General features: G+C 40.1%; 7 protein-coding genes. 2 read left to right on the forward strand and 5 right to left on the reverse strand.

Annotation, left to right across the window (positions count from 1 at the left end):
- Nucleotides 1–91: 91 nt before the first annotated feature.
- The 4 genes from LS48_RS08550 to LS48_RS08565 form a co-directional block, all read right to left on the reverse strand.
- Nucleotides 92–1,729, reverse strand: a complete 1,638-nt coding sequence (locus LS48_RS08550; RefSeq protein WP_062621986.1) for a tetratricopeptide repeat protein — start codon at nt 1,727–1,729, stop codon at nt 92–94.
- A gap of 282 nt (nt 1,730–2,011) precedes the next feature.
- Complete coding sequence (locus LS48_RS08555) at nt 2,012–3,493, reverse strand: T9SS type A sorting domain-containing protein (protein ID WP_062621987.1); 1,482 nt, start codon at nt 3,491–3,493, stop codon at nt 2,012–2,014.
- A 20-nt stretch (nt 3,494–3,513) separates the two neighbouring features.
- Nucleotides 3,514–5,826, reverse strand: coding sequence for a T9SS type A sorting domain-containing protein (locus tag LS48_RS08560; protein ID WP_062621990.1), 2,313 nt, complete (start codon nt 5,824–5,826; stop codon nt 3,514–3,516).
- Between the two features lie 108 nt (nt 5,827–5,934).
- Nucleotides 5,935–7,563 carry a tetratricopeptide repeat protein gene (locus tag LS48_RS08565; protein ID WP_157881727.1) on the reverse strand — a complete coding sequence of 543 codons (1,629 nt, stop codon included), beginning with the start codon at nt 7,561–7,563 and terminating at the stop codon, nt 5,935–5,937.
- A gap of 332 nt (nt 7,564–7,895) precedes the next feature.
- Here LS48_RS08565 and LS48_RS08570 point away from each other — a divergent pair, with 332 nt between their 5' ends.
- Together LS48_RS08570 and LS48_RS08575 are read left to right on the forward strand one after the other, a co-directional pair.
- On the forward strand, nt 7,896–9,443 hold the full coding sequence (locus LS48_RS08570; protein WP_062621994.1) for a tetratricopeptide repeat protein: 1,548 nt from the start codon (nt 7,896–7,898) through the stop codon (nt 9,441–9,443).
- Nucleotides 9,444–9,561: 118 nt separating this feature from the next.
- The gene (locus LS48_RS08575) at nt 9,562–11,874 is read left to right on the forward strand and encodes a T9SS type A sorting domain-containing protein (protein WP_062621996.1); all 2,313 of its coding nucleotides are present in this window, start codon (nt 9,562–9,564) and stop codon (nt 11,872–11,874) included.
- Between the two features lie 584 nt (nt 11,875–12,458).
- Here the strand turns inward: LS48_RS08575 and LS48_RS08585 are convergent.
- Nucleotides 12,459–12,851, reverse strand: a complete 393-nt coding sequence (locus LS48_RS08585) for a hypothetical protein (RefSeq protein ID WP_062622001.1) — start codon at nt 12,849–12,851, stop codon at nt 12,459–12,461.
- Between the last annotated feature and the right edge of the window lie 2 nt (nt 12,852–12,853).

Genomic DNA, 12,853 nt, shown 5'->3' on the forward strand with positions numbered 1-12,853 from the left:
TGGAACCCAATATTCAGGAATTATCTTCAATAGCCCTAAAAATTCATCCTAATTAGTGCGACGGCTTTTGGAAAAAGCGTGACATCCCCTATTAAAGTGCTGTAATATAAGGATATAAGGCAGCGCTATCTTCCAGTCCAATTTTATTGCTAATTCGCTCTTTCCGCTTGCGGGTGGCCTCGACGGTTATATTAAAGAGGGAGGCTATTTCCTTGGTAGTAAGATCCATATATAGATAACTTAGATATCGAATATCATTGGCCGTCAATTCGGGGTGGTTATTGCGAAGCTTTGTAAGCCACCCATGGTTCACCTCTTCAAAATGGGTGAGAAAGCTTGCCCATTCCGAGTCGTTTTTGAGCAGTTTTTTAAGTTCCTTTATTTTAGTGGATAAAAATGCATTGCGCGCAACTTCAGATTGGTGGGTCAAACTGTTGATAACCTCCTTTATCAATTCATTGCGCCCCGAAATTTGAAGGGCCTTTGCCGCTAACTTCCTATTTCTATTTTCTATTTCATTCTTTAGGCGTTCCTGCTCCAGCATAGCTACCGCCTCCTTGGCGTGCAATTGTTTTTCGAGCAGGAGGTTGTCACTTTCTTTTTTCTGAAGTTCCAATTCTATAAATTCCCTATTCTGTTGATGCAATCTTTTTCGCTGCTTATTTTTTATATAGCTGTTGTACAAGGCCCAGGCAATTAGCAAAATACACAAAAAGGAAATGCCCAAAAGGCTGTATAGGGTTGTGCGTTCCTTTTGCCGCAGTTCCCTGCTCTGTTGCAATTCTCTTCTATAATCGGCAATTTCAAACTTTACCCGGTTGGTTTCAAACAATCGGCCATTTTTCAGTTGGTTTAGCGATTCGGTGAGGGAAATAATGGAATCCTTTGCTGTTAGGGCCTTATCGTATGCTCCATTTTTAATATATACCTCAGCCAATTGCCCATAAGCGCTTATTTGATGTTCAGGATTTACAGCAGCCTTTTGGGCAGCCTGTGCATATTCAATGGCCTGACTTATGTCTCCCATATCTGCCGCAATATTGGAAAGCAATACCAATATGGAAATCAGCTCTTCACTAAAGGCAATGGCATCCAATTCTGGCAGTATTTTTTCTGCCAGGGCTTTTGCAGCGGGGAGCTCTCCCCGTTTGTAATGGTTCTCGGCCAAGGCTATTTCTACCAAAATAGCCAGGGAAGGCTCCTTTTTCAGCATTTCCTTTGCCTCTGCCAAATAGGTAGCGGCCTGCTCTATTTTATCCTGTTGATTGGATACGATCCCAAGATTCACGGCATATAACCCAATTTTCACTTTTTCCTTATGCGCTTTGGCCAATACATAGGCCTTGGAGAAATACTCTTCTGCCTTTTGGAAGTCGCCTTCCTTACTATAGAGAATTGCAATGTTGTTAAGCACAATCATCTCTTCATTTCCATCCAAGTATTTTAAGGCTATGGTATATGCCTCCAGATAGTTGTCCAGCGCCTCCCCGTAATCCAACATGGAATAATAATTGGCCCCTATGTTGTTGATGGCCAAAAACTGCTGCTTATGCCATTGGTTTTCTTCGGCAACCGTGCGTACTTTGGTCAATAATTCCAATGATCGGGAATATTCCTTATTACTTCTCGCATTTATTCCCTGCAGCAAAAGACTGTCCAATTCTGCTGTACTCTGGGCCAGCAAAAAAGGGCCGAAAAGGAGAAATAAGAATATAGAGATTACTTTCATAAACCTAAAAAGGTTGTGAAGTTAACTTATATCCGAAAAAAGACATAATTATTGAATGGGAATTAGCAAAAAAACGATGCCGAAGTATGGAATGTGGTTCCGGATTGTTTCCTTTTTTTGCAGGTAAAAAAGTGGTAATATTTGCTACATACAGTTGCTCATAATCCAATTAAGGACAACTGGCCCTCCTTAGATGAAATGAAAATGCGCCAATAAAGGGTGGAAAACAAAACCCCTCAAGAAAATTCTTAAGGGGTAACAATCCTAGGAAAAAATTTCAATTTATTCTACAACAATCTTTTTCACTACCGTTTGACCGTTGTCCATTCCAATGTTCAAGAAATAGATTCCTCGTGCATATTGGGAAAGATCAAGTGTATGCTGCGTTGCGGCTATAACCTTTTTTTCCATAAGTACAGCTCCCAATTGGTTTACAAGGCTTAGGTTATTTATAGTACCACTTGCTTCTATAGTCAAGTTCCTACTGGTTGGAACGGGATATATGCGGAATTCCGTATTGTCCTGAAAGTCATTAAGGGCCAATAAGGGGTTTTTAAAAATATATGCGGAGCCTGCACGATCCACAGGGTCTCCTCCATTTGCATCCTCATCTTCCCACGGCGCGCCTACAATCAATTGATTTGAATCCATCTCGATATTCCATCCATAAAAATCCTCTGGGGCGAGGTCTAGACTTTCCACCTTTTGAATTTCGGTAAATGAACCCCCAACCCTTTCATATACATAAACCTCTCCTTTTTCCACACCATAAGGGTGAGGAGCGCTAACAATTAGATGATTGTCCTGAAGCAAACAATTCCACCCAAAATTAGCCTCAATGGAGGGCGTAGAAGCGGTGATTTTCTGGGTCTCTATCCAGTTGCCCGACCCGTCATCCTCAAAAATATAGGTTGCGCCCGCGCCCCCGGCGTGCCCGTAGGCACCTATGGCGATACTTGAATTGGATATAGCTACCGAAGTGCCGAAATAAGCTTGCCCCATGGCGTCAGAGGCAGTTATTCGCTGCTGGTGCTCCCACACCCCACTGCTATTCCTTAGGTATATATGGGCTGCTCCCTTGGTATTGTCTTCCTCACTGGCGCCTATCACCATATAATCCCCATCGAGGGATACCCCTATTCCAAAAATATCATTTTGCTGTGGATTTGGACTCAATATTTTCTGGACCTCGCTCCAATTTCCGCCAGATTTTTCAAATACATACACGCTACCTGTCCATGAGGTTTCTCCTGGCGCCCCTACTACAATGGTAGCACCCTCCATATCGAGCGAAGTAGGGTTCATACCCATCTTTGCATCTGCGCTAAAATCGCTGGCTATAAGTTTAGTGTCATATTCCCAGGAAGAGCCATTGCGTTGATAAACATATAAGGCCCCAGCCCGTTCCAAGCCGCCAACGTCCGCCCTGCCCGCGGCAATAACCATGAGATCGTCGGTCAGTTTCGCCCCTCCTCCGTATTCGGCCCCCATATTGGGATCCGGGGCAGTAAAACTTTGAAGGTAGGACCATTCGCCATTTGTATCTTTTTGATAAATATATGCCGCCCCCGAAGCAACATTCTCCCTGGACGTTCCAACTACAGCATAACTGTCGAGGATAGCCACCGAAGTGCCGTATTCTGCACGCGACTCACGATTTTCACTTACTATTTTAGCTTCTTGCGTAAATTGGGCAAAGCCTACGTTTCCCATACACATCAATACAATGATGGTTAAGGGAATGGATTTGATTAAATCTTTCATATGTTCTTATTTTTAGGTTCTTATTTTTTTAATAATCGCTTGAAAAATGTCTGCTTGGCGGTCTCTATTTTTATTAAATAAACACCACTAGTCAATGAGGAGATGTCAATTTGTTCCATATTCTCCGATACTTGAATTACTAGCTGTCCTTTGATGGTATAAATTTTCACATCCTCGATTTGTAGGTCTGCAGCGCTAATCCATAAGTTAGTGCTGACAGGGTTTGGGTAGATTGCAATAGCATCCTTTAATTGGGATTGGGCCACATCAAGGGTGCTCAAATCAATATTGTAGCGCACCAACCCCGTATCAAAAGTTCCATAAAACACATCGGCATTATCTTCATAAAAACGTACTATGGAACTACTTGAATTGATATACTCCAACGCCTCCCCGGAAATAACTTCCCAGTTTTGACCCGCATCGGTTGAATAAATAATTCTAGAATTGGCCCGCGGATATAAAAAGCCATCGGAGTAATGGTTACGAGCTACTATATGACCCGAGGTAATATTGGAAAAATCTACTTTGTCCACAAACTCCTCAAAAGTCCGCACCCAATTTTGTCCTTTATTTGTTGAAAGATAAATCCCCTTGGTGGTAGCTAAGAGATATTCGTTTGGGTCTAACGGATTTCTTTTGGCATCTAAAATCATATCCTGCCCCTCAACCAAGGTTTCCAGGCCGGAGGAGGTGTTTTCCCACGTAGCCCCTCCATCCGTAGAACTATAGACCGCGGTTCCTTGGGTAATGGTTATCCTATCCGAATCCATTGGATCAATTATGATTCCATATAACAGATTGGTTGACGGCAGGTTTACTTCGGTTATAATCGGCATGGAAACATCCGTAACGTCAACTTTATAGGCCATTTCTCCAAATGAAAACCAAATTAGGTCGGTATTGCTAGGATCGGTAGCCAGAGTATAAATGTTCAAGAACATCATACTACTGTAAAGGGATATATAATTGGCGCCATGGTCCGTACTCATTTCCAATACTGAATTCATTCCAAAGCGACTGCTGTTAAAGATTCTTCCTTCCACTTCCACATCGGCATACGGGAAGGTGGTTGCCCCAAAGGTATTGTTGAGGGGCCGCATGCGGTATCCAGTTTCGGAGTTGCTATCCAAGTCCTTATGGATAAACCCATTTCTGAGACCATAGTACAAATGATTTCCACCCGACTCAAAATGGGCGTCAATCCTACCCGTACTATTTACAAAACGATTGGAAAGTTTAGAAAGGGTAATACCCCCGTCCAGCGAACGGAAGGGGTAAAAATCGGTCGTTATTATTACATCGTTGGCCTCAAAAGGATTGAAGGAAACAGACAATCCATAATAGTAATCCTCAGGATCGATAGCAGTATAAACTTGATGCTCCCAGGTAAGGCCATCGTCCTGCGTTACAATTATTTCATTTTCTTCCAATACCACAATATTGGCAGGGTTTGTAGGATTAAATTTAATAAAATTGATGTTGTCGTTGGACATACTAGTATAGGTTAACGGGACCACATTCCAAGTGTCCCCACCATCTTGTGAGCGATAAAGATTCTCCTGGTGGGTACCATAGCCATAAAAAGTCCCTAACAGAATATCATTGCTGTTGTCTGGGTTGAATGCTATAGCACTATAGGTATTTCCTGGAATTTTTTCGTCCCAGGTGGTACCGCCATCCTCACTGACAAACAGACCCCCCATGTCGCTCCCCGGCGAAACCCCTCTCATAAGAAATAGTTTGTCAGGGTTATTGGGAGAAATAGCCACATTGTTTATTGATATATCCCTGTAATCGGGACTAAAATAAATACTTCTCCAAGTGGCGCCGCCATCGAGAGTTAAAAACACTTCATTCGTAAACCCGAAATTTATAGTATAAGTAGTATGTAGAAGAGCAATATCGTTGTTAGGACTATAGATATCGTAACTCGCAATTAAAATATCGGATTCCTGTGGATTTGGAACATTATATTCCTTTTGCACCGTTCCATCGGTAAGGTTCAATACTACAACTTTATTATAGGCCGTACCTTCAGCCTTTACTATAAAACTCAGGCTTTCTGAGTTATTGATAAGGCGAAGGTCCTTTAAGGTGCAATACTGCACCATAGGATCGCTATAAAGAATCTGCCAAGTATCGCCACTATCGCTCGATTTAACAATATGGTTTCCCACTGTTCTGGCATATAGGGTGTTTTCCTGATTTGAATCAAATAAAATGTCGTAAAGCTGTCCGTAATCGTCATGGGCCTCAAAACTAAGCTGCGACATAGCCGAAGGTCCTACGGCGATAAGAAGGAACACAAAAAGAATAATGGTCTTTTTCATAAAAATGTATTTTGGTTATACCCGTAAAAATAGAAAGTTGCGAGAAGGACAGGCAGGAAACAGGCGTGACATTTTGTGACAGGGACCGTATAAATTTGTGACAGCCCCCTAGATTGTGGTAATATAAACGGCTAATGACTTTCCTTCACCAAGGTCAAGCTTTTTGGAAATACGCTCCTTTCTTTTTCTACAGGATTGGGGCGTAATGTTTAAAAGAGATGCTATTTCGTTATTTCCCAAATTCATGTAGAGATACATTATAAACCGCACATCCTGTTGGGTGAGGTTGGGATGCAAGGCCAAAAGCCGAGTAGAAAATCCAGGATTTACCTCTTCAAAATGACTGAAAAAACTGTCGAATTGGGGATTGTTTTTAAGATGTTTGCTCAGGGCCTTTAGCTGTGAGAGCAATTCGGGTTGTGCCTTTACCTGGGCATTGGCGGAGAGGGTTTCTACTATTTCCTCAATCAATTCGTTGCGGCTGGAAAGATAGACCGCCTTTGAAGTAAGCTTTCTGTTTTTTAAGTCCAATTCATTTTTTAATCGCTGCTGCTCCAGTTTTATCCCGATTTCCCGTTCCCGTATTTGCTTTTCCGCCAGCAGACGTTTCGACTTTTCCTGCTCCAGTTCAAGTTCGGTAATTTTTTTTCTTTGCTTTTGTTTTGTAATATGGTTTCGAAATATCCAAAGGGCCAAAACAAAAAGCAGAAGTCCGAAAACCACAACGCTGTAGAAAAAGCGCCTTTCCTTTTGCAAAAGCAGTTGGCTTTCACTTAATTGATGGGCGTAATTCTGAATTTCAAACTTTATTTTATTGTTTTCATAGAGCGTAATGTTGCGTATTTTCTGCAGTGTGTCTCGGGCCATAATTACACTGTCCTTATAACGCAAGGCACTGTCATAGTCCCGTAACGATATATAGGCCTTGGAAAGCGCCTCATAGACATCTTCCCTATTTTCCAACGATTTGGAGGCAGCTCTTGCTCGCCTTGCATATTGCAGGGCAAGTTGATAATTTTGTTGCCTCTCATAAATTTGGGCGATAAGCAGGAGAACGAATACCCTATTATCGGCGTGGGCATCACCCACCAACTGGGGGAGGAGGGTTAAAGCCCTTTCCCGAGCCTGGTCGTAATTCGATTTAATAAAAAGATTTTCCGCCAAGGCCATTTTGGCCATAATTTCTATTTCGGGCTGGTCCCTAACCAGAGGAAGCGCTTCCTGAATATATCTACTCGCATCCTCCGCCTTATTCATTTTATTGGAAACCAGCGCGAGATTTATGGCGTAATACCCATGCTTATTGCTGTTTATATCAGTGCTACTAAGCTCATATGCCTTTAAAAAATAATCTCTAGCCTTGGGTAAATTTGACTCTTGAAAATAGAGAATGCCAATATTATTCAAGACAGTTAATTCGTCTTTAGTTTGGAGATGTTCTATAGCTATTTCATATGCTTTTAAATAGAATTCAAGGGCCTCTCCAAAATCGGACATAAGGTAGTAGTTGGAACCCGTATTGAGAACGGCGCGAAACTCCTGCTGGCTCCAATCATTCTTTTGGGCAATTGCGGTTGCTTCCAACAAAATCTCGAGCGACTGTACATGTTTTTTCTCAAACATCAGCGCAATCCCCTTTTCTATCATTGCATTGCATTCCGATTTACTTTCAACTTGGCCATAGCCAGCAGCACAAAATAAAATGAAAATAAGAAAGCATTTTTTAGTAATATCCATTGGAGAAAGCAAGGTTTTTTTTGAGAGGTGAAAATATAAGAATTCCATGACAACAATCCCGTTTAAAATGCTAAGTTTCCATAAAAATGAAAGGAAGAGGGAATGTAGTGCGCAGGTCTTGGAAGCCCTCCAGGAGTGCCCAGCGGCACGGAGAGGATGCCGTAATCCTTAGACTGAATAAATCAGGAACGATTTATATTATGGAATTAATGCAAGGTTTACGTAAGTGATTATAGCATATTTATTTCCAAGCACTTTTTTATACTATTCACATTTTTATAATAATTTGTGCCCTAATTAATATATGTGATCCACTATTAAAAGTTTCCCCAATGAAGTCGCTACTAATTTTTTTATTTCTAATTATAAATGCACAAGAGGAAACACGACCCGAATGTGATATACTTATACAGCAAGCTATTGAAGCGATGCATCAAAATAAGCATGCCAAATCTCTGGAAATACTTACCAAGGTTCAGAAAATCGCCCAGGAAAAAGGTTGGCACAAAGAATTATTCTTGACGTTAAACAATATTGGAGCAAACTATTATAAACTTTCCGACTATGGGGAAGCCCTTGAAAATTACCTTCTGGCCTATGATATTGCCCTTAGTTATTTGGATACAACCCAGGAAATGGTCGTTCTCAATAATATTGGGATTCTCTTCTATCAAGAAAACAATCTTGGAGAGGCAGAAAAGTATTTTTTAAAAGCTTATACCCTTGCCCATAAAAACACCGACAGTTTTAAGATGGGTCTTTATGCCGTCAATTTAGGACTGGCACTCAATAGCGCAGGCCGACTCGAGGATGCAAGGGCGTATTTGCAGAAGGCGCTGCCGCTTCTTCAAAACCATCAAAATGTATTATTGCAGGGGCGATATGCATTGGCCGAAAATTATTATTTAAGTGATGAACAAAAAAACGCTAAGGAAGAATTATTGCGTTTAATACCTGAGTTGACCACTTTGGAATTTATAGAACAAAAAGCATCCGGACTGCTTTTACTATCCAAAATAGCGTTAAGCGAAGCGAATATAAAAAAAGCAGAAGAGTTTGCCGCCTTGGCCCAAAATCCCCATAATAGCTTGGACACGCAAATAAATATATTCCAACATCTTTCAAATCTTAATTATAGGGAAAAAAAGTACGAATTGGCCAGTAAATACAAAGATACGGTCATAATTCTCAAGGATAGTCTATACCATCTAAAGAGCAGTAGCCAGTTTGAGGCAAACCGTGTAAAGTTCGCCATGAGGAATTATGAAATTGAAATGATAGAGAAAACCAAAAATTATGAAGCAGAACGTAAAATGCTCTATGCTTCATTCAGTGCAATTGTATTTATAATTCTAGTGATTGTTTGGACCTGGAGAAATGCCCACATTAGAGATAAGCAAAAAAAGATAATTGCTGAAAGAAATCAAAAAATTAAAATGCTGGAACTGGAAAGTGAACTGGAAGCAAAAAACAGGACATTGGCGGTTAAGGCATTAAATATGTCCAATAGAAATGAAGTATTGCAGGAAGTGGTACAGAACATCAAAGAGCAAGTAGATTTATCAAACAAACCTGAAGTCAGAAAATATGTGGCCATTTTAAACAAACAAATCAAAAAGGATAAAACCAAAGATGATTTCCTCATACATTTTGAAGAAACCAATCACGGTTTTTTGAGCTCGCTGCGGGAAAAACACCAAAATCTCAATGTGAATGATATACGTTTTTTATCCTATTTGTACATGAATCTATCCATCAAGGAAATTTCATCGCTGTTGAATATTACCCCAGATGCCTGCAGAAAAAGAAAAGAGCGTATCGCAAAAAAAATGGGACTTCAAGAAACAGCCGAACTATTTCCGTATCTCTCCCATATCTAAATATCTGGTTGTCCCATTATTTATTTTCCCATGTCCTATTAATTCGTGTGGTCTTCTATCTGAAATTCAATTTGATTTTACACTTTAGCGCTGCAATTAATTTTATAACCAGTACACCATGAAAAATCTTTTTACTCTCTTTTTAGTTTTACCGCTGTTTTTTAATGCCACTATCCCCATATATGCCCAATTGGATTTTGTGGGGTCTGAAGATTATGGTAGGATATTTAATATTACGTACCATCCTACTGTGGAAAATAGACTATTTGCCACCTCTATGAATAACCACATTTTACGGTCGGAAGATAACGGAGAGACTTGGCATGTATTATTCTCGATGCGATATCAGGACGCCAATGAATTTCAAAACCTGAGAATGACAAATAATAATATGGCATTGAGTTTCGTAAAATACAATCGCGACTCGGCTGACAACAGTATCCTCATTTTAGATCTGAGCACAAATGCTATAATCAAAGAAATAGAAATTCCCAATAGTGCCAATGTAAAATATATCCAGTCATACGCTATCTATCCCCAAAATTCCGACATTATATTAATGAATGCCGTTCTTGAATTTGGCACCGATGAAATAACCTATTATACTACGGATGGTGGCCAAACCTGGGATCAAGTTTATTCTAAAAGTGACTATGATGGGGTCTCTCTAAATAATATTGCAATTAATCCACAGAATCCCCAACATCTTATATTAACCAGAGGGTTTGGGCCAAATGGGGTAGAAGGGGGTTTATTGACTTCCACAGATGCCGGTCAAACTTGGAACCTGAAGTTGGAAAATATTATTTTACACCCCATAGCTTTCAACCCCTTCAATATTGACGAAATATATGTAGCCACAGGAATAAGCTTCGGCAACAGCCCAGAAAACCTATATCGTTCATACGACGGGGGAGAAACCTGGAATGCGATTCCTTTAACCTGGACGGAAGGAAGCTTAAACAATATCAATGTAATAGCGTTTAATCCTATTACAGAAGGTCATATCATTGTACTGGAAGAGAATGAAATAGTTGTTTCGAATGATAACGGAACAAGTTGGGAACATTATGTTTACGAGCCTATCGATGTTCATACTTACTATTCAGGATGGAATCTTTCCTTTAATCCATTTAATGAGGAGGAAGTTTTTATCAATAGTGATTACTTTCCAATGTTTTCTGAAGATGGTGGTGCTACTATAACGTGGAAAAAAAATAAGTATTTTAGATCAACCGGCTCAATAGGTCTATTTGCGCAGAGCGATATGCACTTATATTACGGAGTGCAATATGGCTTTGTACATCGGAATCTAGCCACCCAGACCGAAGAAGCATTTGATCTTGTTCCCTTGGATGCCTATACCCAAGGCGATGCCCCTACTTTGTTTGTAGATACGACCACTGAGGGGCGAGTCTTTACCTTTAGTAGCGGTTGGTTTGGAGCAGACCTAGAAGTTAGTAATGACCATGGACAAAATAAATTTCAAATTTACAATACTTATATGAACTATGTGGATGCCTTAAAAGTGGATCCACATACCCCAAATGAAGTTTGGTATTCCCTATCCAATAATATGGGAGAAATTGAATTTTGGAAAGCTGATATAAGCGATCCAAACAATATTACCAATACGGCCATCACAGTTCCAGAAACGGGTTTGATAAAAGGTATATATTTTTATGAAAATGATGTGGATAAGGCACTAATCTCTATAGGAACAAATATTTATAAAACTGAAGACGGGGGGCTAAGTTGGGCAAATTCCAGCACGGGCTTGGAAGAACTGCTCCCCGGAACTGATTTAATTATCCATCTGGCTTCAAATCCTTTAAACGAAGACCAAGTAACACTTTCTACCAATCGAGGCATCTTCACATCCTTAAATGGGGGAGCAACCTGGTCTAAAATTTATGATGGCCTGGTCCATAAAACATTCCATTCAGAGTTTGTAGATGCGCATCTAGTGGGAATTGTATTTGATTCTGACGTTTCACAATTTACGATTGTTTATTCTCTGGATGGGGGACAAACATGGGAGGCTATTGCAAATGAAGAACTCTTACAGATTACCGCTGTTGACGCCACCGTAAAATTCGAGGAAGAAAGTGCCGAGGTTTATATAGGGAGTATAGATCTGGGATTAATAAAATATACCATCGACTTGCAGGCTTTGGGTATGGGCAATAATCCCGCTGAGAAAACTACCGTGCAAGTTTATCCAAACCCTGTAAACCATACGCTTAATTTAAGAAATAAAAAGACTATAAAAGACGTAAGAATATACAGTACGGGTGGGCAACAACTCTTGAGTAAAAATATCAATGCTTTACAAACACAGCTAGACCTTTCCTTCCTAAAGAATGGGATATACATACTTCAAGTGGAAGACAATATGGAAACCCACACAATTAAAATTATAAAAGAGTAGTTTTGTCGGTTTTAGATAGTTGCGTAACAGCTACAAAGTCTAGGATTTTTTAGACTTCTTTTATATCTTAAGAAATGAGGATGAAATAGCTAGCAGGATTTTGGGCTTGGAAGGTTTAAAAAGATTGGCTCTAGGTTGATGAATTTAAACCCTCACCAAGCCCAATCTCTATACAAAATGTTTAAGTTTTTCATTTATTAACCTTACCTGGTTTTCTAATATTCTTAATCATTCTGCCCTATACGTTTCGGTTGAAAATCTTATAGGACAAAACCCAACAGATATTCAAATTGCCAAATATTATCAGCAACCTAAGCCAAATTCGCTACCACTTCATAGTAAGCCCCGCTAAGCAATCTGACGGCAGTATCCATTTCCTGGGGGTTTAAATGGGCAAATCCCAATCGCAATGCCGTTAAATTGCGCTTTTGATAAAGACAAACGCTTGGCAGCACCAATCCCTTTTTCCTTGCTTCCCTTTGTAAATCCTTCAGTGGGAAGAAGTCGGGGAACCGAACCCACTTTTTCACTATAATTTCCTTTTTATAATTACTTTACGGAAAACCATAAAGCAACAACATTATTTAAAACGGCTCCATCCAATCCAACCAATCCGATTGCTCCGAACATCTAAAAATATCCGTAATCACATCGCCCGTAAACTCAAAATAGAGCGCATGTTTAAAACCAGAATTATTGCCCGTAAGCACAAAAAGAGGCTTGCCGCATAGGCAGCCAGTACAGATATTTGTGGAGAGGAACATTTGGGTATCGCCCTTTTTCCGCAGGGAATCAAATATTTTCTTTTGCTCAAGAATAAAAGAGGTTTTCCGCATATCTTGATATAGGCAGTCATCATCAAGTACTTCATTCAGCAAATGATAATCCAGGTTTTGATAAGCAGCAAGGGTTTGTTGAAGTTTGGTTTTTAATGTTGCTGTTTGGGCGAGGGTTTGTATTAGTTGTGTTGCTTTCATAT

The sequence above is a fragment of the Aequorivita aquimaris genome (genome assembly GCF_001573155.1).
In the GTDB taxonomy this organism is placed as follows: Bacteria; Bacteroidota; Bacteroidia; order Flavobacteriales; family Flavobacteriaceae; genus Aequorivita; species Aequorivita aquimaris.

What these genes read in the sequence shown, in the direction of transcription:
- LS48_RS08585 (WP_062622001.1), bottom strand. Translation starts at nt 12,851, where the DNA reads ATGAAAGCAACACAACTAATACAAACCCTCGCCCAAACAGCAACATTA.
- LS48_RS08565 (WP_157881727.1), bottom strand. Translation starts at nt 7,563, where the DNA reads ATGGATATTACTAAAAAATGCTTTCTTATTTTCATTTTATTTTGTGCT.
- LS48_RS08560 (WP_062621990.1), bottom strand. Translation starts at nt 5,826, where the DNA reads ATGAAAAAGACCATTATTCTTTTTGTGTTCCTTCTTATCGCCGTAGGA.
- LS48_RS08555 (WP_062621987.1), bottom strand. Translation starts at nt 3,493, where the DNA reads ATGAAAGATTTAATCAAATCCATTCCCTTAACCATCATTGTATTGATG.
- LS48_RS08550 (WP_062621986.1), bottom strand. Translation starts at nt 1,729, where the DNA reads ATGAAAGTAATCTCTATATTCTTATTTCTCCTTTTCGGCCCTTTTTTG.
- LS48_RS08570 (WP_062621994.1), top strand. Translation starts at nt 7,896, where the DNA reads ATGAAGTCGCTACTAATTTTTTTATTTCTAATTATAAATGCACAAGAG.
- LS48_RS08575 (WP_062621996.1), top strand. Translation starts at nt 9,562, where the DNA reads ATGAAAAATCTTTTTACTCTCTTTTTAGTTTTACCGCTGTTTTTTAAT.